The sequence below is a fragment of the Pseudomonas marginalis genome, from assembly GCF_900105325.1.
In the GTDB taxonomy this organism is placed as follows: Bacteria; Pseudomonadota; Gammaproteobacteria; order Pseudomonadales; family Pseudomonadaceae; genus Aquipseudomonas; species Aquipseudomonas marginalis.
Genome location: NZ_FNSU01000001.1, coordinates 635692 through 656810, shown reverse-complemented (window position 1 = coordinate 656810; position 21119 = coordinate 635692). Strand labels below are relative to the sequence as shown.

Below are 21119 nucleotides of genomic sequence, written 5' to 3'. Positions count from 1 at the left end.
CAACCCACAGAGATAAAGGAAACGCCCTACAAAAAAACACCGATACAGATGTTTCCAGTTTTATGAGGCCCTTCAGAACTTTCCGGGACCTCACATATTTTGAGTGAAATTTCCAGCCCCCCCAGGGGATAAGGTAAACGTGCCGCACGCAACTATCAGGAAATGCCCCTTGCCTGTCGACTGCAGGTAGCGGAGCTAGCAGAGAAAAATCGGTAGTTTCAGTTCCATTTAACATATTTACTTACATCCTTATTTCCTACAGAATTTTTGGCTTCTTACATACTCCTCGCACCTACATGAGTGAATTATCTGTAAGACTGGTTCCTACACAAATGATAAAAAACATTCCCCCGACAAAAAACCAGCGTCCCCATCATCAAAAACACTGATTAAACAAGTTTAAAGAAAGTGGACTTAATCAAGAATTCAAGACAAAAAAATGGCCCCTTGAACAAGGGGCCATTTTTACAACCGGCTTGACACTCAGAACAACGAACGACCTTTGTTGGCAGCAATGCGCATGCGCAATGCATTCAACTTGATAAAGCCCGCTGCGTCGGCCTGGTTGTAGGCGCCACCATCTTCTTCGAAAGTGGCGATGTTGGCGTCGAACAGCGAGTCATCCGACTTACGGCCGGTAACGATCACATTGCCCTTGTACAACTTCAGACGCACAACGCCATTCACGTGGGCCTGGGAAGCATCGATCATCTGTTGCAGCATCAGACGCTCAGGGCTCCACCAGTAGCCGGTATAGATCAGGCTGGCGTACTTGGGCATCAGCTCGTCTTTGAGGTGAGCCACTTCACGGTCCAGGGTGATGGACTCGATGGCGCGGTGGGCACGCAGCATGATGGTGCCGCCCGGGGTTTCGTAGCAGCCACGGGACTTCATGCCCACATAGCGGTTCTCGACGATGTCGAGGCGACCGATGCCGTGTTCGCCACCGATACGGTTCAGCGTCGCCAATACGGTGGCCGGGGTCATTTCGACGCCGTCCAGCGCGACGATGTCGCCATTACGGTAGGTCAGTTCCAGGTATTGCGGCTTGTCTGGAGCGTTCTCCGGGGAGACGGTCCATTTCCACATGTCTTCTTCGTGCTCGGTCCAGGTGTCTTCCAGCACGCCGCCTTCATAGGAGATGTGCAGCAGGTTGGCGTCCATCGAGTACGGGGACTTTTTCTTGCCATGACGCTCGATCGGGATCGCGTGCTTTTCAGCGTAATCCATCAGCTTTTCACGGGACAGCAGGTCCCATTCACGCCAGGGGGCAATCACTTTCACGCCGGGCTTGAGCGCGTAGGCACCCAGTTCGAAACGCACCTGGTCGTTGCCCTTGCCGGTGGCGCCATGGGAAATGGCATCAGCGCCGGTTTCGTTGGCGATTTCGATCAGGCGCTTGGCGATCAGCGGACGTGCGATGGAAGTACCCAGCAGGTACTCGCCTTCGTAGACAGTGTTGGCGCGAAACATCGGGAAGACGAAATCGCGGACGAATTCTTCGCGCAGGTCGTCAATGTAGATCTCTTTCACGCCCATGGCTTGCGCCTTGGCACGTGCAGGTTCGACCTCTTCGCCCTGACCCAGGTCAGCGGTGAAGGTCACCACTTCACAGTTATAAGTATCCTGCAGCCACTTGAGGATCACCGAAGTGTCCAGGCCGCCGGAATACGCGAGAACGACCTTGTTTACGTCGGCCATGCCATCACTCCACGGGGTTGTACGGAAAGGCGTCGATTCTACCGATCAAAACCGTGGATTTACAGGGGCGCGACAGCAAATGAAGATAAAGCGACAGATTATGTCGAGCGAGCGACCGATGGTCGCACTTCAGGAGGTGTGTGCCGGGTTGCTCGGCCCCGTGGCCTGGGGGGCCGGTTTCTCAGGGGCAGCCGCGCGTTCGAGCTGAATATTCACACGGCGGTTACGGGCCCGGTTGGCGGCAGTGGTGTTGGGCGCCAAGGGGTAGCTTTCACCATGGAACCGCAGGGTGATCTGAGACTCAGGAATACCGTTGGCCTTGAAGTAGTCCATCACCGCCAGCGCACGACGGCGTGAAACATCACGGTTGCTCAGGCGATTGCCGCTGTTGTCCGAGTGGCCGTTCAATTCGATATGGTTGACGGTAGGGTCCGCCTTCATGAATTCGAGAATCACCGCCAGCTTCTGCTTTGCCGCAGCGTCCAGCTCGATGCCGCCACCGGGGAAGCCCACTTCGGTCTGCTTGACCTGATCGTAATTCATCGGCAGCAACTTGGCGGTGCACAGTTGATAGTCGCTGTAGGCCTTGTTGAATTTCACCGGCAGCAGGCGAATCTCCGAATAGCCACCCTCGCGTCCATAGTGCCGCACAGTGGGCGAGCGTCCATCGAGCAAACCGTTGAAGAGACGCCCGGCCTGGGCCTGAGAGCTGTTGAACAGCACATCACCGCTGCCGGCACGTACGGCGCCGAGATTGATGTCACCCCGACCGGGCTGCCAGGGGGCTGCGGCGGCCAACAAGGTGGCCGACCCTGCGCCCAACGACCCGTTATAGGCTTTCAGACGAAACGTCGCCTGCTCGCCGGCCCGGCGCACGAACTCACCCGAACCGAAGTCGGTGATCGGTTGGCTCAGGCGGCACTCGAACTTGTCCCCCTCTACCTTCCACTCAATGTTCTCCAGACGTGTCTGGAACGTGAGGGCCATAGCAGGCAGGCTGGCGAACACACTGAGCAGGGCTAGATAATGCTGGCGCACGGGAGGCTCCACTGGTTTCTACAACACTTCAAAGCGTCATACATCGATAAGGCATACGAAAGGCTATCGGATGCATCCTGCAAAACTTGATAGCGAGTGCCTGCAAGAGTCTTTTCCGGTAGCATTCCCACCAGATTGACCCGCCTGGAATCCCCAATGTCCGACCGCCTGACCCTGCTGCGTCCCGACGACTGGCATATTCATCTTCGCGATGGTGCTGCGTTGCCCCAAACCGTGGCCGATGTAGCGCGTACGTTTGGCCGCGCCATCATCATGCCTAACCTGGTACCACCGGTGCGTAACGCCGCCGAAGCCGACGCCTATCGCCAGCGCATCCTCGCTGCACGGCCGGCCGGCAGCCGCTTCGAACCGTTGATGGTGCTCTACCTCACCGACCGTACCCAGCCCGAAGAAATTCGCCAGGCCAAGGCCAGCGGTTTCGTGCACGCCGCCAAGCTGTACCCGGCCGGTGCGACCACCAACTCCGATTCCGGCGTGACCAGCATCGACAAGATCCTGCCGGCCATCGAAGCCATGGCCGAAGTCGGCATGCCGCTGCTGATCCACGGTGAAGTCACCCGTGGCGACGTGGACGTGTTCGATCGCGAGAAAATCTTCATCGACGAGCACATGCGCCGCGTGGTCGAGCTGTTCCCGACCCTCAAGGTGGTGTTCGAGCACATCACCACGGCCGATGCCGTGCAGTTCGTCACCGAGGCCTCGGCCAACGTCGGCGCAACCATCACCGCCCATCACCTGCTGTACAACCGCAACCACATGCTGGTGGGCGGGATTCGGCCGCACTTCTATTGCCTGCCGATCCTCAAGCGCAACACCCACCAGGTGGCCTTGCTGGATGCCGCGACCAGCGGTAATCCGAAGTTCTTCCTCGGCACCGACTCTGCGCCCCACGCCCAGCACGCCAAGGAAGCCGCGTGCGGTTGTGCCGGTTGCTACACCGCGTTTGCCGCCATCGAGCTGTATGCCGAAGCGTTCGAACAGCGCAACGCCCTGGATAAACTCGAAGGTTTCGCCAGCCTCAATGGCCCGCGATTCTATGGCCTGCCGGCGAATACCGACCGTATCACACTGGTCCGTGAAGACTGGACCGCCCCCGCCAGCCTGCCATTTGGCGAGCTGACCGTTATCCCGCTGCGCGCCGGTGAAACACTGCGCTGGCGCCTGCTGGAGGAAAGCAAGTGAGTGAAGACCATTACGATGACGACCAGGAACACGGTGGCGGTGGTGGTTCGCGCCACCCGATGGCCGAACGTTTCCGCGGCTACCTGCCTGTCGTTGTCGACGTAGAAACCGGCGGCTTCAATTGCGCCACCGATGCACTGCTGGAAATCGCCGCAACGACTATCGGCATGGACGAACAGGGCTTTGTGTATCCGGAGCACACCCACTTCTTCCGCGTCGAGCCGTTTGAAGGTGCCAATATCGAAGCGGCAGCCCTGGAGTTTACCGGGATCAAGCTGGATCACCCCCTGCGCATGGCCGTCAGCGAAGAGGCGGCACTCACCGATATCTTCCGTGGCGTACGCAAGGCCTTGAAGGCCAACGGCTGCAAGCGCGCGATCCTGGTCGGGCATAACAGCAGCTTCGACCTGGGCTTCCTCAACGCCGCCGTGACGCGGCTGGACATGAAGCGCAATCCGTTCCACCCGTTCTCCAGTTTCGACACCGCCACCCTTGCTGGCCTGGCCTATGGCCAGACCGTCTTGGCCAAGGCCTGCCAGGCGGCCGGCATCGACTTCGACGGTCGCGAAGCCCACTCGGCCCGCTACGACACCGAGAAGACCGCCGAGCTGTTCTGCGGCATCGTCAACCGCTGGAAGCAGATGGGCGGCTGGGAAGACTTCGGCGACTGAGGTCAAATCCCGCGCATGAAAAAACCGGCCTTCTCAGGCCGGTTTTTTTGTCCCGCGAATCCGGCTTACAGCTTGCCAGCGTTCTCGGTCAGGTAAGCCGCAACGCCTTCAGGCGAAGCGTTCATGCCTTTGTCGCCTTTTTTCCAGTTGGCAGGGCAGACTTCGCCGTGCTCTTCGTGGAATTGCAGGGCGTCGACCAGACGGATCAGCTCTTCCATGTTACGGCCCAGCGGCAGGTCGTTGATGATCTGGGAGCGCACAACGCCCTTGTCATCGATCAGGAACGCGCCGCGGAACGCCACGCCACCTTCGGACTCAACGTCGTAGGCCTTGGCGATGTCGTGCTTCATGTCGGCAGCCATGGTGTATTTGACTTTGCCGATGCCGCCATCGTTGATGGCCGTGTTGCGCCAGGCGTTGTGGGTGAAATGGGAGTCGATGGAAACGGCAACCACTTCAACGTTACGCGCCTTGAAATCGTCCATGCGGTGGTCCAGAGCGATCAGCTCCGAAGGGCAGACGAAGGTGAAGTCCAGCGGGTAGAAGAACACCAGGCCGTATTTGCCTTTGATGGCTTCAGACAGTTTGAAGCTGTCAACGATTTCGCCATTGCCGAGCACGGCAGGTACGTCGAAATCCGGGGCTTGTTTGCCGACGAGTACGCTCATTGGGTATCTCCTGATGTAAGGGTGACGATTGAAGTAAAAGGACCGGCCTTGAGTCTGCCGCATTCAAGCGACAGCCCTGTGACGCAGTCACGCTTCGTGAAGACCGACCATCATACACTGAAAAAACCGTTCGTCAGCGTGAGGGCGGTGCAGGCCAATACCCTACGAATCTACTTTGACAATCATTCTCGTTAACATTAAGATCCATCGCACTTAAGCCTTAAACCCGCGACGGTTCTCCCTTATGTATGTGTGCCTGTGTACCGGCGTCACCGACGGACAAATCCGCGAAGCAATCTATGAAGGTTGCTGCAGCTACAAGGAAGTGCGTGAAACCACCGGCGTTGCCAGTCAATGTGGTAAATGTGCTTGCCTCGCCAAGCAAGTGGTACGGGAAACCCTGACGCAGCTGCAAACAGCACAGGCCGCTGTTCCCTACTCAGCAGAATTTACACACGCCTAAATAGGCGTGTTTTGAAGAACCGGACCGAGTGTCCGGTTTTTTTATGCCTGTAATTCAATTAGTTAGCGCTAAGACGCGGAACACAAACATTCTTATTCCGATTAATTTTCATTTATTATTCAATAACTTAGGTTTGACACTAGGGTTTTCGCCGCTCAAACTCCGCCTTATACACAGCTACTACAGGGCAGGACCCCAGTCATGAAAGGCGACATCTCAGTCATCCAGCAACTCAACAAAATCCTTGCCAATGAACTGGTCGCGATCAATCAGTACTTCCTGCATGCGCGCATGTACGACGATTGGGGCCTGGAAAAGCTTGGCAAGCGTGAATACAAAGAATCCATCAAGGCCATGAAGGACGCCGACGCGCTGATCAAGCGCATCCTGTTCCTCGAAGGCCTGCCGAACGTACAGGACCTGGGCAAGCTGAACATCGGCGAGCACACCCAGGAAATGATCAGCAGCGACCTGGGCTTTGAACGCAAGAGCCACAGCGACCTCAAGGCCGCCATTGCACATTGCGAGACCAAGGGCGACTTCGGCAGCCGCGAACTGCTGGAAGACATCCTGGAAGACCAGGAAGAACATATCGACTGGCTGGAAACCCAACTGGGCCTGATCGATAAAGTCAGCCTGGAAAACTACCTGCAATCGCAGATGGGCGAATAATCCCGTCGCTCTCTCAGGTACAAAAAAGCCCCGCTCTCTCACGAGAAGCGGGGCTTTTTATCGCAGGCGAATCAAGCGTCGGTCTTGGCCGCCGCGTTTGCTGCTGCATCTTTGATCAACGCCTGCAACGAACCATCAGCTGCCATTTCGGTGATGATATCGCTACCGCCGACCAGCTCGCCGGCTACCCACAGTTGCGGGAAGGTAGGCCAGTTGGCGTACTTCGGCAGGTTGGCGCGGATTTCCGGGTTTTGCAGGATATCCACGTAAGCGAACTTCTCGCCACACTGCATAACAGCCTGGGAAGCCTTCGCGGAGAAACCGCACTGAGGAGCGTTAGGTGCGCCCTTCATGTAAAGCAGAATGGTGTTGTTGGCAATCTGCTCTTTGATCGTTTCGATGATATCCATGGAACACCTCGGCTGGAACTTTGCGACTCACAGGTCGGCACGGTGGCGCATTGTAACGCAAAATTCCAACGCGGTGCTCGGGCTCCTTATGCGGCAGCGACTTGGACAGGTACGCCATTCAAGGCCGCATTGCCCGACAACTCATCCAATTGCCGCTCGTCGGTCAAGTCATTCGCGCTCGCCCCGGGTTGCTCGCTGGCGATGCTCATCTGGACGCCAGGACGGCCGTGACCCCAACCATGGGGCAGGCTGACCACGCCGGGCATCATGTCCAGGCTGGCGACCACCTCCACTTCGATCATGCCGATACGTGAACTGACGCGCACCCGCTGCCCATCTGCCAACTGGCGACTGGCCAGGTCGTCGGGATGCATATGCAACTGGTGCCGAGGCTTACCCTTCACCAGCCGGTGATAGTTATGCATCCAGGAATTATTACTGCGCACATGGCGACGGCCGATCAGCAGCAACTCGTCAGCCACAGGCATCGGCTGCGCCGCAAAGCGCGCCAGATCCGCCAGAATCACTGCCGGTGCCGCCTGCACCTTGCCATCCACGGTTTTCAACCGCGCGGCGAGATTTGGCTTGAGCGGCCCCAGGTCCATGCCATGGGGATGGTCCGCCAGCTTCGCCACCGACAACTGATGGCTCGACGCATCACCATAAGCGCCGGCGCGCAGGCCGAAGTCGATCATTTGCGCAGGCGGCATGGTGGGCTTGAGCGCCATACCGGTGTGCGCAGCGAATGCCGTGGCCAAGCCGACGAAGATCTCCCAGTCATGCAACGCCCCCTCAGGCTTGGGCAGGATCGCGCGATTGAAACGGGTGACATTGCGCACGGCGAACATGTTGAACGTGGTGTCGTAGTGGTCGTTTTCCAGCGCCGAAGTGGACGGCAGGATCAGATCGGCATAACGCGTGGTCTCGTTGATATAGAGGTCGATGCTGACCATGAACTCCAAGCCGTCCAGGGCCTGCTCCAACTGGCGGCCATTGGGGGTCGACAACACCGGGTTGCCCGCCACCGTCACCAGCGCGCGGACCTGTCCTTCGCCGCCGGTGAGCATTTCTTCGGCCAATACAGACACTGGCAACTCGCCGCCGTACTCCGGGCGCCCGGACACGCGACTCTGCCAGCGATTGAAATGCCCGCCACCGGTGGACGCGACCAAGTCCACTGCCGGACTGGTGCATAACGCACCGCCTTCGCGGTCGAGGTTGCCAGTGACCAGGTTGATCAACTGCACCAGCCAATGACACAGCGTACCGAACGCCTGGGTCGACACCCCCATGCGCCCGTAGCACACCGCTTTATCCGCAGCAGCGAAATCCCGTGCCAACTGGCGAATCTGCCCGGCGGGTACGGCACACTGGCGGCTCATGGCTTCGGCGGTAAAGCCGAGGATCGCACGGCGCACATCCTCAAGGCCCTCTACCGGCAAATGACTGTCACGCGTCAGGTTCTCGGTGAACAGTGTGTTGAGTACCCCGAACAGCAACGCCGCATCCCCGCCAGGCCGCACGAACAGATGCTGATCAGCGATCGCCGCCGTCTCACTGCGCCGAGGATCGACCACCACCACCTTGCCACCCCGGGCCTGGATAGCCTTGAGACGCTTCTCCACATCGGGCACGGTCATGATGCTGCCGTTGGAGGCCAGCGGGTTGCCGCCCAGGATCAGCATGAAGTCGGTGTGGTCGATGTCCGGAATCGGCAGCAACAGGCCGTGGCCGTACATGAGGTGGCTGGTGAGGTGATGGGGCAACTGGTCTACGGAGGTGGCAGAAAATCGGTTGCGCGTCTTGAGCTGGCCGAGGAAGTAGTTGCTGTGGGTCATCAGCCCATAGTTGTGCACGCTGGGGTTGCCCTGATACACCGCCACTGCATTCTGTCCATGCCGCGCCTGGATGCCCGCCAGCCGCTCCGCGACCAGGGCAAACGCCTCATCCCACGGGATTGGCTGCCATTCGCTGCCCACCCGCAACATGGGCTGGTGCAGGCGGTCAGGATCATTCTGTATGTCCTGCAACGCCACGGCCTTGGGGCAGATATGGCCGCGACTGAAGCTGTCCAGCGTGTCGCCCTTGATCGAGGTGATCGCCAGGCTGCCGTCTTCGGCTTGGGTGGTTTCCAGGGTCAGGCCACAGATGGCTTCACACAGGTGGCAGGCACGGTGATGGAGAGTCTTGGTCATGGCCAGTCTCTTTATTGGGCTTTGGCCTGACTATGGGCCGTGACCATGACAGGCGCCAGCATCGTTCGTCCTGTGAATCGATAGCCATCAGGCCAGGCCATGAACAAACATGAGCAAATGTTACAGAGCCTGTAACCCACGTCTAAAACCGACGCAGCCCGGCCTGGGCCCGCCCCTGCACATTGCAAATGGTTGCGAGGCCAGTGTACAAATGACCTGCTGCTGTCTGGAAACCGTCTTCGAATGCGCTCTTGCGCCCTTCTTGAACACCCATAAAACCGTAGCCCTATTGGTAAGACGCGACATTTAATTATAAGATCGCGCCTTCCCCTATTTCGTCGCCCCGTGCGGCTTTCGCCGCAGGTCTCGCCCGTTGTCACAATAAACAAGGCTTTGAGTATCTGCGGTCTGTTGCAAAAAGGTAGTTAATGATGAGCGCAAGGCACTTTCTCTCCCTGATGGATTGCACGCCCGAAGAGCTGGTCAGCGTGATCCGTCGAGGCATTGAGCTTAAAGACCTGCGTAACCGCGGCGTACTGTTCGAGCCTTTGAAAAACCGCGTGCTCGGGATGATTTTCGAGAAGTCGTCGACCCGCACTCGCCTGTCGTTCGAAGCGGGCATGATCCAGCTGGGTGGCCAGGCCATCTTCCTGTCGCCGCGTGACACCCAACTGGGCCGTGGCGAGCCGATCAGCGACTGCGCGATCGTCATGTCGCGAATGCTCGATGCGGTGATGATCCGTACCTTCGCCCACAGCACCCTGACCGAATTCGCCGCCAACTCGCGCGTGCCGGTAATCAACGGCCTGTCCGATGACCTGCACCCATGCCAGTTGCTGGCCGACATGCAGACCTTCCTTGAGCACCGTGGCTCGATCCAGGGCAAGACCGTGGCCTGGATCGGTGACGGCAACAACATGTGCAACAGCTATATAGAAGCGGCGATTCAGTTCGACTTCCACCTGCGCATCGCCTGCCCGGAAGGCTTCGAACCGGCCGCCGAGTTCCTGGCCAAGGCCGATGGCCGTGTGCAGATCCTGCGCGATCCAAAGGATGCAGCGATCGGCGCCCACCTGGTCAGCACCGACGTCTGGACCTCCATGGGCCAGGAAGACGAAACCGCCAAGCGCCTGGCCCTGTTCGCGCCCTTCCAGGTGACCCGCGCCCTGCTCGACATGGCCGCGCCGGACGTGCTGTTCATGCACTGCCTGCCCGCCCACCGGGGTGAAGAAATCAGCCTCGACCTGCTCGATGACCCACGCTCCGTGGCCTGGGACCAGGCAGAGAACCGCCTGCACGCGCAAAAAGCCCTGCTCGAATTCCTCGTCGAACCGGCGTACCACCACGCATGAGCCAGCCATTACTGCTGAACTTGCGCAATCTGGCATGCGGCTACCAGGATCAACGGGTGGTGCAGAACCTCAATCTGCACCTCAACGTGGGCGATATCGGTTGCCTGCTGGGTTCTTCGGGCTGTGGCAAAACCACGACCTTGCGCGCGATTGCCGGTTTTGAGCCGGTGCACGAAGGCGAAATCAGCCTCGCGGGCGAAGTGATCTCCAGCGCCGGTTTTACCCTGGCGCCGGAGAAACGTCGTATCGGCATGGTGTTCCAGGACTACGCACTGTTTCCCCACCTCAGCGTGGCCGACAACATCGCCTTCGGCATTCGCAAACACCCGCAAAAAGACCGTGTGGTCGCCGAACTGCTGGAGCTGGTCAACCTCAAGAACCTGGGCAAGCGCTTCCCCCACGAACTGTCGGGTGGCCAGCAACAACGCGTCGCCCTCGCCCGCGCCCTGGCGCCGGAGCCACAACTGTTGCTGCTGGACGAACCGTTCTCCAACCTCGACGGCGAACTGCGGCGCAAGCTCAGCCACGAGGTACGCGACATCCTCAAGGCACGGGGCACCAGTGCGATCCTGGTCACCCATGACCAGGAAGAGGCGTTCGCTGTGAGTGATCACGTCGGAGTGTTCAAGGAAGGGCGCCTGGAGCAGTGGGATACCCCCTACAACCTCTATCACGAACCCCTGACGCCGTATGTCGCCAGCTTTATCGGCCAGGGTTATTTCATTCGTGGCCAGTTGAGTTCGCCCGAGTCCGTCCACACCGAACTGGGCGACCTGCGCGGAAACCGCGCCTACACCTGGCCTACGGGGGGTGCCGTGGACGTCTTGCTGCGCCCGGACGACATCGTCTACGCGCCGGACAGTGCCTTGAAAGCGCGGATCGTCGGCAAGACCTTCCTCGGCGCATCAACCCTGTACCGCCTACAACTGCCGACGGGTGCGCAGTTGGAGTCGATTTTCCCCAGCCATGCCGACCATCAGGTGGGCGCACAAGTGGGCATTCGCGTGGCCGCGGAGCATCTGGTGCTGTTCCAGGCCTCAGGCAGCGTCGCGGCGCAGGTTCCTCACGCCGAATCCGGCGTACGGCGCTACAGCCCGGCTGGCTGAGTCAATGATCAACGTGTGGGAGAGGCAAGCCCCCTCCCACATTGATTCTCCAGCATACCGGGATTACACCCGGCCAATTTCTGCGAATTTGGCCTGGGTATGTTCCGCCAGCACCGCGGCGGACAACTCCACTTCCAGCCCGCGCCTCCCCGCACTCACAAAAATTGTCGCGAACGGCTGCGCCGTTACATCGATAAATGTGCGCAGCCGCTTCTTCTGCCCCAGTGGGCTGATGCCTCCCAGCAGGTAACCGGTGGAACGCTGCGCCGCTGCCGGATCAGCCATTTCGACTTTTTTCACACCCGCCGCATGAGCCAGGGCCTTGAGGTCCAGACTTCCGACGACCGGCACCACAGCCACCAATAATTCGCCTTTTTCACTGCTGGCCAACAAGGTCTTGAACACCTGCGCCGAGTCGAGGCCCAATTTCTCTGCGGCCTCCAGGCCATAGGAGGCCGCCTTGGGGTCGTGTTCATAACTGTGGACGCGATGTTCGGCGCGAACTTTTTTCAACAAATCCAATGCGGGGGTCATGACCTCTCCGAGCGTGGCAAACAGACGGCCAATTCTAGGCCAAGCCCGCATAAAACGCTCTAGTCCGCCCTCCCCGTCCACAATACTTAACGTGGCGAGCGTGATCATTCATCAAACCAATAGTTGGAAAGTGACCGACAGTTCACTTTCGACCTTTGACAGCCGTCATTCTTGTCTATATTTTTTCGTTTCCGAATACTGTAGGAATACACCTGCAGCGTTCCAGCAGTAAGCCGTGTCTTGGATGGGGATCCTGTCACGGTGAAAATCGCGCAACCGTCCGTTGAGGCAGTGCGCCAGACAAGAACAACAATCGAGGTTTTCCATGACAACTGCTCTTCAACAGCCTTCACTTTCAAGCCAATGCATGGCCGAGTTCCTGGGGACTGCGCTGCTGATCTTCTTCGGTACAGGCTGCGTTGCTGCGCTCAAGGTCGCGGGTGCCAGCTTCGGGTTGTGGGAAATCAGCATCATCTGGGGGATCGGCGTCAGCATGGCGATCTACCTGAGCGCCGGTATTTCCGGGGCCCACCTCAACCCGGCGGTCAGTATCGCCCTGTGTATTTTTGCCGACTTCGACAAGCGCAAACTGCCGTTCTACATCCTAGCCCAAATCGCCGGTGCCTTCTGCTCGGCGGCGCTGGTGTACACGCTCTATAGCAATCTCTTTTTCGATTACGAACAAACCCACCATCTGGTACGCGGCACCCAGGCCAGCCTGGAATTGGCCTCGGTGTTCTCCACCTACCCCCATGCACTGCTGAGCACGGCGCAGGCCTTCCTGGTGGAAATGATCATTACCGCGATCCTGATGGGCGTGATCATGGCCCTCACCGATGACAACAACGGCCTGCCGCGCGGCCCGCTGGCGCCACTGTTGATCGGCCTGCTGATTGCGGTCATCGGCAGTGCCATGGGCCCGCTGACCGGCTTTGCGATGAACCCGGCGCGGGATTTCGGGCCCAAGCTGATGACCTTTTTCGCTGGCTGGGGTGAAATGGCCTTTACTGGCGGCCGCGATATTCCTTACTTCCTGGTTCCGATTTTCGCGCCGATTGTCGGCGCATGCCTCGGTGCTGCGGCCTATCGCGGGCTGATTGCCCGCCACTTGCCGAGCGCCGCACCTGCTATAGCGGAAACAACTGACACGGCTGTCAACGGCAAGACTCGTATTTCCTGAAAGCGCCAGCCTGGTCCCCTGCCCTATGCGGCCCCGGCTGATTTCTGACTTCCTTATTTCGTCCAAGGCAATTGACATGACCGACATCGAGAATAAGAACTACATCATTGCCCTTGATCAGGGCACCACCAGTTCCCGGGCAATCATCTTCGATCGCGACGCCAACGTGGTCTGCACCGCCCAACGTGAATTCACCCAGCACTACCCGCAAGCCGGCTGGGTCGAACATGACCCGATGGAAATCTTCGCCACCCAGAGCGCGGTGATGGTCGAGGCCCTGGCACAGGCCGGCCTGCACCATGACCAGGTCGCCGCCATCGGCATCACCAACCAGCGTGAAACCACCGTGGTCTGGGATAAGGTCACCGGCCGCCCGATCTACAACGCCATCGTCTGGCAGTGCCGCCGCAGCACCGAAATCTGCCAGCAGCTCAAGCGCGACGGCCACGAGCAATACATTAACGACACCACCGGCCTGGTCACCGACCCGTACTTCTCCGGCACCAAGCTCAAGTGGATCCTCGATAACGTCGAAGGCAGCCGCGAGCGTGCGCGCAACGGCGAGTTGCTGTTCGGCACTGTCGACAGCTGGCTGATCTGGAAATTTACCGGCGGCAAAACCCACGTCACCGACTACACCAACGCCTCGCGCACCATGCTCTTCAACATCCACACCCTGGAGTGGGATGCGAAGATGCTGGAGATCCTCGACGTTCCGCGGGAAATGCTACCGGAAGTGAAGTCTTCCTCCGAGATCTACGGCCGCACCAAAAGCGGCATCGCCATCGGCGGTATCGCCGGTGACCAGCAAGCGGCACTGTTCGGCCAGATGTGCGTTGAGGCCGGCCAGGCCAAGAACACCTACGGCACCGGCTGCTTCCTGCTGATGAATACCGGCGACAAAGCGGTCAAGTCCAAGCACGGCATGCTCACCACCATCGCCTGCGGCCCCCGTGGCGAAGTGGCCTATGCGCTGGAAGGCGCGGTGTTCAACGGTGGCTCCACCGTGCAATGGCTGCGTGACGAGCTGAAAATCATCGCCGATGCCACCGACACCGAATACTTCGCCGGCAAGGTCAAGGACAGCAATGGCGTGTACCTGGTCCCGGCCTTCACCGGCCTGGGCGCCCCCTACTGGGACCCGTATGCCCGTGGCGCACTGTTTGGCCTGACCCGCGGCGTACGCGTGGATCACATTATTCGTGCCGCCCTGGAGTCGATTGCCTACCAGACCCGCGACGTGCTCGACGCCATGCAACAGGACTCGGGCGAACGCCTCAAGGCCCTGCGTGTGGACGGCGGTGCGGTGGCCAACAACTTCCTGATGCAATTCCAGGCCGACATCCTCGGCACCCAGGTCGAGCGCCCGCAAATGCGCGAAACCACCGCACTCGGCGCCGCCTACCTGGCCGGTCTGGCCTGCGGCTTCTGGGGCAGCCTCGACGAGCTGCGCGGCAAGGCCGTGATCGAGCGCGAATTCGAACCGCAGCTGGAAGAAGCCGCCAAGGAAAAACTCTACGCCGGCTGGCAAAAAGCGGTGAGCCGCACCCGCGACTGGGAACCCCACGAAGGCGCCGAATAAGCCATGCGCGGGCCCCATATCGGGTTGTAACTGGCAGGGAGCAGATTCCTGCGTCATCATGGGCCACTTTTGTATGGCAGCCCAAAGGACGCCCCATGAATCTGCCTCCCCGCCAGCAGCAAATCCTCGAACTGGTCCGCGAACGCGGCTACGTCAGTATCGAGGAAATGGCGCAGCTATTCGTTGTCACCCCGCAAACCATCCGCCGCGATATCAACCAACTGGCGGACGCCAATCTGCTGCGCCGCTACCACGGCGGCGCGGCCTATGACTCCAGTGTCGAGAACACCGCGTACGCCATGCGGGCCGACCAGATGCGCGATGAGAAACAACGCATCGGCGAAGCCATCGCGGCACAAATCCCCGATCACGCCTCGTTGTTCATCAATATCGGCACCACCACGGAATCCATTGCCCGTGCGCTGCTCAACCACAACCACCTGAAAATCATCACCAACAATCTCAACGTCGCCACCATGCTCAGCGCCAAGGACGACTTCGACGTGTTGCTGACCGGCGGCAATGTGCGTCGTGACGGCGGCGTGGTGGGCCAGGCCAGTGTCGACTTTATCAACCAGTTCAAGGTCGACTTCGCATTGGTGGGTATCAGTGGCATCGACGAGGACGGCAGCCTGCTGGACTTCGACTACCAGGAAGTCCGGGTTTCCCAGGCGATCATTGCCAATGCACGCCAGGTGATCCTGGCGGCGGACTCCAGCAAATTCGGGCGCAATGCCATGATTCGACTGGGGCCGATAAGCCTGGTGGACTGCCTGGTGACGGATCAGGAGCCGGTGCCGGCGCTGGTGCAGTTGCTGAACCAGCACAAGGTTCGCCTGGAAGTCGTATAGCGTCTGCATTGAAGCCATCGGGGGCAAGCCCCCGATGGCGATTTATCCAGCGCCTTTTTCTCGAGCCTTGCCCAGGCTTATGTTCACAAATTTTCCTTTTCCCGCCCTTCGATGAGTTTTTTCAATCGAAGTCGGCTGGCTGTGCCCACGTTTATCAGCTACCATTTTCGCAAATGAACATTAATGTTCGAATTCCAATACGAAAAAGCTCCCGAGGCCAGTCGATGAACCCTTCTACCTTGCCTGCTCCACCGCTTGCCGAAGTCTATGACGTTGCCGTAATCGGTGGCGGGATCAACGGCGTCGGCATTGCAGCAGACGCAGCCGGTCGCGGTTTGTCGGTATTCCTTTGCGAAAAGGACGACCTGGCCAGCCACACCTCCTCCGCCAGCAGCAAACTGATCCACGGCGGCCTGCGCTACCTCGAACATTACGAATTCCGCCTGGTACGCGAAGCCCTGGCTGAACGTGAAGTGCTGCTGGCCAAGGCCCCGCACATCGTCAAACAGATGCGCTTCGTCCTGCCACACCGCCCCCACCTGCGCCTGGCGTGGATGATCCGTGCCGGCCTGTTCCTCTATGACCACCTGGGCAAGCGCGAGAAACTCGCCGGCTCCAAGAGCCTCAAGTTCGGCCCTGACAGCCCGCTGAAAAGCGAAATCACCAAAGGCTTCGAATACTCCGACTGCTGGGTCGACGACGCCCGCCTGGTCGTCCTCAACGCCATGGCGGCCCGTGAAAAGGGTGCGCACATCCATACCCAGACCCGCTGCATCAGTGCCCATCGCAGCAATGGCATGTGGGACATGAACATGGAACGCGCCGATGGCAGCCTGTTCTCGATCCGTGCCCGCGCCCTGGTGAACGCCGCCGGCCCGTGGGTCGCCAAGTTCATCAAGGACGACCTGAAGCTGGACTCGCCCTACGGTATCCGCCTGATCCAGGGCAGCCACCTGATCGTGCCGAAGCTGTATGAAGGCGCCCACGCGCACATCCTGCAGAACGAAGACCAGCGCATCGTCTTCACCATTCCGTACCTGAACCACCTGACCATCATCGGCACCACCGACCGCGAATACACCGGCGACCCGGCGAAAGTGGCGATCACCGAAGGTGAAACCGACTACATGCTCAAGGTGGTCAACGCGCACTTCAAGAAACAGCTGAGCCGCGACGACATCGTCCACACCTACTCGGGTGTGCGCCCACTGTGCAACGACGAGTCGGACAACCCGTCGGCCATCACCCGTGACTACACCCTGTCGCTGTCCGGTGGTACGGGCGAGGCGCCGATCCTGTCGGTGTTCGGCGGCAAGCTGACCACCTACCGCAAGCTCGCCGAATCGGCGATGGCGCAACTGGCCCCGTACTTCACGCAGATGCGTCCCAGCTGGACCGCCACCGCCAGCCTGCCCGGCGGCGAGGACATGACCACCCCAGAAGCCCTGGCCGAGGCCATTGGCAGCAAGTTCGACTGGTTGCCGAGCGAGATCGCGCGCCGCTGGTCCACCACCTATGGCAGCCGCACCTGGCGCCTGCTCGAAGGCGTGCAGTCGCTGGCTGACCTGGGTGAACATTTGGGCGGCGGCCTCTACACCCGCGAGGTCGATTACCTGTGTGCCGAGGAATGGGTAACCCAGCCCCAGGACGTGCTATGGCGCCGGACCAAACTCGGCCTGTTCACCACCCCACAGGAACAGGATAACGTGCAACGCTACCTGTCCAAGGTTGAGCAGACCCGCAGCAAGATCGAAGCGGCCTGACAGGCCCATCGCACAAAAGCCCCTGCGCCGTAAGGCCCAGGGGCTTTTTTATAGCGCCTGGCATTCGGTTTTCCGAACGCCACAGGCAAGCCTATTCGGTTTACCGGATCAAACGGTTACATATTTGTCGTCATACAAAATTAATCATCATATAAATCAACTTGTTAAGCTTTTATTTTCGGTCTGGCACGACTCATGCTCTACACTCCCAGACGATTGCCTGGGACGCTTCAGGAGCCGTCACGGGCATTCGCTGTACAAGAGAGCCGTCTAGCCGGCTTCATAAAAAAAACAAATGTCGAGGAAGTATTGATGCGCATCGTTCCCCATATCTTGGGCGCAGCTATCGCTGCTGCTCTGATCAGCACTCCAGTCTTTGCCGCCGAACTCACCGGCACACTGAAGAAAATCAACGACTCCGGCACCATCACCCTCGGGCACCGCGACAGTTCCATTCCGTTTTCCTACATTGCGGATGGTTCGGGCAAACCTGTGGGCTACTCCCACGACATTCAGCTGGCCATCGTCGAAGCCCTGAAAAAAGACCTGAACAAACCCGATCTGCAGGCCAAGTACAACCTGGTCACCTCGCAGACCCGTATTCCGCTGGTTCAGAACGGCACCGTCGACATCGAGTGCGGTTCCACCACCAACAACGCCGAACGCGCCCAGCAAGTCGCCTTCACCACCAACATCTTCGAAATCGGCACTCGCCTGCTGGTCAAGAAAGACAAGGAAGGCAAGCCTAGCTACGCCGACTTCGCCGACCTGAAAGGCAAGAACGTCGTGACCACCGCCGGCACCACGTCCGAGCGCATCATCAAGGCGATGAACGCTGACAAGCAGATGGGCATGAACGTCATCTCCGCCAAAGACCATGGCGAGTCCTTCCAGATGCTGGAAAGCGGCCGTGCCGTAGCCTTCATGATGGACGACGCCCTGCTGGCCGGTGAAGAAGCCAAGGCCAAGAAGCCGGATGACTGGGTCATCACCGGTACTCCACAGTCCTTCGAAGCCTACGCGTGCATGGTTCGCAAAGAAGATCCTGCCTTCAAGAAAGCGGTGGATGACGCCATCGTTGGCCTGTACAAGTCCGGCGAAATCAACAAGATCTACGCCAAGTGGTTCGAAAGCCCGATCCCACCAAAAAACCTGAACCTGAACTTCCCAATGAGCGACAAGGTTAAGGAACTGATCAAGAACCCGACCGACAAGCCGGCGCCTGAAGTAAAAATCTGATTCCTGACTAACCTTATCGCCTGAGGGAGCCAACCCTCCCTCAGGCGTCTGTTACTACCTGCTGGCTATACTTTGGAACACTCGACCGGGCGGTTTTCGAGCCGATCGCGTGTGCCTGGCGTTCATCGCCAGGCGGGAATGGACTTTCCCCAAGCGGGTGCTTGTACATCGATCGATCTCGAGGGGAGACCCTAATGAATTACAACTGGGACTGGGGCGTGTTCTTCAAGTCCACCGGCGTGGGCAGCGAGACTTATCTCGACTGGTACATCGCCGGCCTGGGCTGGACCATCGCCATCGCTGTCGTGGCATGGATTATCGCCTTGCTGCTGGGCTCCATTCTGGGGGTCATGCGCACTGTGCCAAACCGCCTCGTATCGGGCATCGCGACCTGCTACGTGGAACTGTTTCGTAACGTGCCGCTGCTGGTGCAGCTGTTCATCTGGTACTTCCTGATACCCGACCTGCTGCCGCAGAACCTGCAGGACTGGTACAAGCAGGACCTCAACCCGACCACCTCGGCCTACCTGAGCGTTGTCGTGTGCCTGGGCCTGTTCACCGCTGCCCGCGTGTGCGAGCAAGTGCGTACCGGTATCCAGGCGCTGCCACGGGGCCAAGAGGCCGCTGCACGTGCCATGGGCTTCAAGTTGCCGCAGATCTACTGGAACGTGCTGCTGCCCCAGGCCTACCGGATCATCATTCCGCCGCTTACCTCGGAATTCCTCAACGTCTTCAAGAACTCCTCCGTGGCGTCCTTGATCGGCCTGATGGAACTGCTGGCGCAAACCAAACAGACCGCCGAGTTCTCGGCCAACCTGTTTGAAGCCTTCACCCTGGCCACGCTGATCTACTTCACCCTGAACATGAGCCTGATGCTGCTGATGCGCGTGGTCGAGAAGAAAGTCGCAGTGCCCGGCCTGATCTCCGTGGGGGGTAAATAATGGAACTCGATTTCAGCGGCATCATCCCCGCCATCCCGGGCCTGTGGAACGGCATGGTCATGACCTTGAAGCTGATGGTCATGGGCGTGATCGGCGGTATCGCGCTGGGTACGATCCTGGCACTGATGCGCCTGTCGTCCAGCAAACTGCTGTCCCGGGTGGCCGGCGCCTATGTGAACTACTTCCGCTCGATCCCGCTGCTGCTGGTGATCACCTGGTTCTACCTGGCGGTGCCGTTCGTGTTGCGCTGGATCACCGGCGAAGACACGCCGATCGGTGCGTTCACCTCCTGCGTCGTGGCGTTCATGATGTTCGAAGCGGCGTACTTCTGTGAGATCGTGCGGGCCGGCGTGCAGTCGATCCCCAAGGGCCAGATGGCGGCGGCACAAGCGATGGGCATGACCTATGGCCAGACCATGCGCCTGATCATCCTGCCCCAGGCGTTCCGCAAGATGACCCCGTTGCTGCTGCAACAGTCGATCATCCTGTTCCAGGACACCTCGCTGGTCTACACCGTGGGCCTGGTGGACTTCCTCAACTCCGCCCGCTCCAACGGCGACATCATCGGGCGCTCCAATGAGTTCCTGATCTTCGCCGGTGTCGTCTACTTCATCATCAGCTTTTCCGCCTCGCTGCTGGTCAAGCGTCTGCAAAAAAGGTTTGCCGTATGATCTCTATCAAGAATATCAACAAGTGGTATGGCGACTTCCAGGTGCTGACCGATTGCAGCACCGAGGTTAAAAAAGGCGAAGTGATCGTGGTGTGCGGGCCATCGGGCTCGGGCAAGTCCACCCTGATCAAGTGCGTCAACGCGCTGGAACCGTTCCAGAAAGGTGACGTGATCGTCGACGGCACCTCCATCGCCGACCCGAAGACCAACCTGCCGAAACTGCGTTCGCGCGTGGGCATGGTGTTCCAGCACTTCGAGCTGTTCCCGCACCTGACCATCACCGAAAACCTGACCATCGCACAGATCAAGGTGCTCGGCCGCAGCAAGGAAGAAGCCACCAAGAAAGGCCTGCAACTGCTTGAGCGCGTCGGCCTGTCGGCGCACGCCCACAAGCACCCGGGCCAGCTTTCCGGTGGCCAGCAGCAACGTGTGGCGATTGCCCGCGCCCTGGCCATGGACCCGATCGTCATGCTGTTCGACGAACCGACCTCGGCCCTCGACCCGGAAATGGTCAACGAAGTACTGGACGTGATGGTGCAACTGGCCCAGGAAGGCATGACCATGATGTGCGTCACCCACGAAATGGGCTTTGCCCGCAAAGTGGCCGACCGCGTGATCTTCATGGACGCCGGCAAGATCATCGAAGACTGCCCGAAGGAAGAGTTCTTCGGCGACATCAGCGCCCGCTCCGAGCGCGCGCAGCACTTCCTTGAGAAAATCCTGCAGCACTAAAAACAGCCTCACTCCCACCCTGTAGGAGCGAGCTTGCTCGCGAAGAACCCAAGAGCACCGCGGACATCCAGGATGCACGCGTCATCGTTGACGTTTTTCGCGAGCAAGCTCGCTCCTACAGTTGGCCGGAGGGCGGTAGCTGACCCAA

General features: G+C 59.4%; 20 protein-coding genes. 14 read left to right on the top strand and 6 right to left on the bottom strand.

Annotation, left to right across the window (positions count from 1 at the left end; translation table 11 throughout):
- Positions 1–483: 483 nt before the first annotated feature.
- Positions 484–1701 (bottom strand): argininosuccinate synthase, encoded by a 1218-nt coding sequence (locus BLW22_RS03135; protein WP_012722490.1) that lies wholly within the window; start codon positions 1699–1701, stop codon positions 484–486.
- A gap of 129 nt (positions 1702–1830) precedes the next feature.
- Complete coding sequence (locus BLW22_RS03130; RefSeq protein WP_065926525.1) at positions 1831–2739, bottom strand: flagellar protein MotY; 909 nt, start codon at positions 2737–2739, stop codon at positions 1831–1833.
- A gap of 156 nt (positions 2740–2895) precedes the next feature.
- Here BLW22_RS03130 and pyrC point away from each other — a divergent pair, with 156 nt between their 5' ends.
- Together pyrC and rnt are read left to right on the top strand one after the other, a co-directional pair.
- Entirely contained in the window at positions 2896–3942 is a 1047-nt protein-coding gene (gene pyrC / locus BLW22_RS03125; RefSeq protein ID WP_027604589.1) for a dihydroorotase, read from the top strand.
- Positions 3939–4613: a ribonuclease T gene (gene rnt / locus BLW22_RS03120; protein WP_027604590.1), complete on the top strand. Its 675-nt coding sequence runs from the start codon at positions 3939–3941 to the stop codon at positions 4611–4613. The genes pyrC and rnt overlap by 4 nt, the downstream gene beginning before the upstream one ends.
- Positions 4614–4678: 65 nt before the next feature.
- Here the strand turns inward: rnt and BLW22_RS03115 are convergent, their stop codons facing one another.
- A complete protein-coding gene (locus BLW22_RS03115) occupies positions 4679–5281 on the bottom strand; it encodes a peroxiredoxin (RefSeq protein WP_003172097.1) in 603 nt (200 codons plus the stop codon).
- Between the two features lie 244 nt (positions 5282–5525).
- Here BLW22_RS03115 and BLW22_RS03110 point away from each other — a divergent pair, with 244 nt between their 5' ends.
- Together BLW22_RS03110 and bfr are read left to right on the top strand one after the other, a co-directional pair.
- Complete coding sequence (locus BLW22_RS03110; protein ID WP_074844072.1) at positions 5526–5744, top strand: bacterioferritin-associated ferredoxin; 219 nt, start codon at positions 5526–5528, stop codon at positions 5742–5744.
- 201 nt (positions 5745–5945) lie between these two features.
- A complete protein-coding gene (bfr, locus tag BLW22_RS03105) occupies positions 5946–6416 on the top strand; it encodes a bacterioferritin (protein WP_012722487.1) in 471 nt (156 codons plus the stop codon).
- A 71-nt stretch (positions 6417–6487) separates the two neighbouring features.
- On the opposite strand, the gene grxD is transcribed toward bfr, so the two are convergent.
- Both grxD and BLW22_RS03095 read right to left on the bottom strand, forming a co-directional pair.
- On the bottom strand, positions 6488–6826 hold the full coding sequence (grxD, locus tag BLW22_RS03100) for a Grx4 family monothiol glutaredoxin (protein ID WP_027604591.1): 339 nt from the start codon (positions 6824–6826) through the stop codon (positions 6488–6490).
- Positions 6827–6912: 86 nt separating this feature from the next.
- Positions 6913–9021, bottom strand: a complete 2109-nt coding sequence (locus BLW22_RS03095; RefSeq protein ID WP_074844069.1) for a molybdopterin oxidoreductase family protein — start codon at positions 9019–9021, stop codon at positions 6913–6915.
- Between the two features lie 431 nt (positions 9022–9452).
- Between BLW22_RS03095 and argF the strand changes: the two genes are divergently transcribed.
- Both argF and BLW22_RS03080 read left to right on the top strand, forming a co-directional pair.
- On the top strand, positions 9453–10373 hold the full coding sequence (gene argF, locus BLW22_RS03085; protein ID WP_027604593.1) for an ornithine carbamoyltransferase: 921 nt from the start codon (positions 9453–9455) through the stop codon (positions 10371–10373).
- Positions 10370–11479, top strand: a complete 1110-nt coding sequence (locus BLW22_RS03080; protein ID WP_074844067.1) for an ABC transporter ATP-binding protein — start codon at positions 10370–10372, stop codon at positions 11477–11479. Before argF ends, BLW22_RS03080 begins: the two co-directional genes overlap by 4 nt.
- Before the next feature lie 63 nt (positions 11480–11542).
- Here the strand turns inward: BLW22_RS03080 and ybaK are convergent, their stop codons facing one another.
- A complete protein-coding gene (gene ybaK / locus BLW22_RS03075; RefSeq protein ID WP_074844066.1) occupies positions 11543–12013 on the bottom strand; it encodes a Cys-tRNA(Pro) deacylase in 471 nt (156 codons plus the stop codon).
- Between the two features lie 325 nt (positions 12014–12338).
- On the opposite strand from ybaK, the gene BLW22_RS03070 reads away from it, so the two are divergent.
- The 8 genes from BLW22_RS03070 (at position 12339) to BLW22_RS03035 (ending at position 20971) form a co-directional block, all read left to right on the top strand.
- Positions 12339–13193, top strand: coding sequence for an MIP/aquaporin family protein (locus tag BLW22_RS03070; protein ID WP_074844064.1), 855 nt, complete (start codon positions 12339–12341; stop codon positions 13191–13193).
- Positions 13194–13269: 76 nt separating this feature from the next.
- Positions 13270–14775 (top strand): glycerol kinase GlpK, encoded by a 1506-nt coding sequence (gene glpK / locus BLW22_RS03065; RefSeq protein WP_065948872.1) that lies wholly within the window; start codon positions 13270–13272, stop codon positions 14773–14775.
- 95 nt (positions 14776–14870) lie between these two features.
- Positions 14871–15626 (top strand): DeoR/GlpR family transcriptional regulator, encoded by a 756-nt coding sequence (locus tag BLW22_RS03060; protein WP_027604598.1) that lies wholly within the window; start codon positions 14871–14873, stop codon positions 15624–15626.
- Between the two features lie 224 nt (positions 15627–15850).
- Positions 15851–17389 carry a glycerol-3-phosphate dehydrogenase gene (gene glpD / locus BLW22_RS03055; protein ID WP_074844062.1) on the top strand — a complete coding sequence of 513 codons (1539 nt, stop codon included), beginning with the start codon at positions 15851–15853 and terminating at the stop codon, positions 17387–17389.
- Positions 17390–17701: 312 nt separating this feature from the next.
- A complete protein-coding gene (locus BLW22_RS03050; RefSeq protein WP_027604600.1) occupies positions 17702–18628 on the top strand; it encodes a glutamate/aspartate ABC transporter substrate-binding protein in 927 nt (308 codons plus the stop codon).
- A gap of 194 nt (positions 18629–18822) precedes the next feature.
- The gene (locus tag BLW22_RS03045; protein ID WP_024073702.1) at positions 18823–19569 is read left to right on the top strand and encodes an amino acid ABC transporter permease; all 747 of its coding nucleotides are present in this window, start codon (positions 18823–18825) and stop codon (positions 19567–19569) included.
- The gene (locus tag BLW22_RS03040; protein ID WP_027604601.1) at positions 19569–20240 is read left to right on the top strand and encodes an amino acid ABC transporter permease; all 672 of its coding nucleotides are present in this window, start codon (positions 19569–19571) and stop codon (positions 20238–20240) included. Before BLW22_RS03045 ends, BLW22_RS03040 begins: the two co-directional genes overlap by 1 nt.
- Positions 20237–20971 (top strand): amino acid ABC transporter ATP-binding protein, encoded by a 735-nt coding sequence (locus BLW22_RS03035; protein WP_065926530.1) that lies wholly within the window; start codon positions 20237–20239, stop codon positions 20969–20971. The genes BLW22_RS03040 and BLW22_RS03035 overlap by 4 nt, the downstream gene beginning before the upstream one ends.
- Positions 20972–21119 lie beyond the last annotated feature (148 nt).

Bases quoted from the DNA above. Each gene is read 5' to 3' on its own strand.
- BLW22_RS03135 (WP_012722490.1), bottom strand. From the start codon at position 1,701: ATGGCCGACGTAAACAAGGTCGTTCTCGCGTATTCCGGCGGCCTGGAC.
- pyrC (WP_027604589.1), top strand. From the start codon at position 2,896: ATGTCCGACCGCCTGACCCTGCTGCGTCCCGACGACTGGCATATTCAT.
- BLW22_RS03115 (WP_003172097.1), bottom strand. From the start codon at position 5,281: ATGAGCGTACTCGTCGGCAAACAAGCCCCGGATTTCGACGTACCTGCC.
- BLW22_RS03110 (WP_074844072.1), top strand. From the start codon at position 5,526: ATGTATGTGTGCCTGTGTACCGGCGTCACCGACGGACAAATCCGCGAA.
- bfr (WP_012722487.1), top strand. From the start codon at position 5,946: ATGAAAGGCGACATCTCAGTCATCCAGCAACTCAACAAAATCCTTGCC.
- grxD (WP_027604591.1), bottom strand. From the start codon at position 6,826: ATGGATATCATCGAAACGATCAAAGAGCAGATTGCCAACAACACCATT.
- BLW22_RS03095 (WP_074844069.1), bottom strand. From the start codon at position 9,021: ATGACCAAGACTCTCCATCACCGTGCCTGCCACCTGTGTGAAGCCATC.
- argF (WP_027604593.1), top strand. From the start codon at position 9,453: ATGAGCGCAAGGCACTTTCTCTCCCTGATGGATTGCACGCCCGAAGAG.
- BLW22_RS03080 (WP_074844067.1), top strand. From the start codon at position 10,370: ATGAGCCAGCCATTACTGCTGAACTTGCGCAATCTGGCATGCGGCTAC.
- ybaK (WP_074844066.1), bottom strand. From the start codon at position 12,013: ATGACCCCCGCATTGGATTTGTTGAAAAAAGTTCGCGCCGAACATCGC.
- BLW22_RS03070 (WP_074844064.1), top strand. From the start codon at position 12,339: ATGACAACTGCTCTTCAACAGCCTTCACTTTCAAGCCAATGCATGGCC.
- glpK (WP_065948872.1), top strand. From the start codon at position 13,270: ATGACCGACATCGAGAATAAGAACTACATCATTGCCCTTGATCAGGGC.
- BLW22_RS03060 (WP_027604598.1), top strand. From the start codon at position 14,871: ATGAATCTGCCTCCCCGCCAGCAGCAAATCCTCGAACTGGTCCGCGAA.
- glpD (WP_074844062.1), top strand. From the start codon at position 15,851: ATGAACCCTTCTACCTTGCCTGCTCCACCGCTTGCCGAAGTCTATGAC.
- BLW22_RS03050 (WP_027604600.1), top strand. From the start codon at position 17,702: ATGCGCATCGTTCCCCATATCTTGGGCGCAGCTATCGCTGCTGCTCTG.
- BLW22_RS03045 (WP_024073702.1), top strand. From the start codon at position 18,823: ATGAATTACAACTGGGACTGGGGCGTGTTCTTCAAGTCCACCGGCGTG.
- BLW22_RS03040 (WP_027604601.1), top strand. From the start codon at position 19,569: ATGGAACTCGATTTCAGCGGCATCATCCCCGCCATCCCGGGCCTGTGG.
- BLW22_RS03035 (WP_065926530.1), top strand. From the start codon at position 20,237: ATGATCTCTATCAAGAATATCAACAAGTGGTATGGCGACTTCCAGGTG.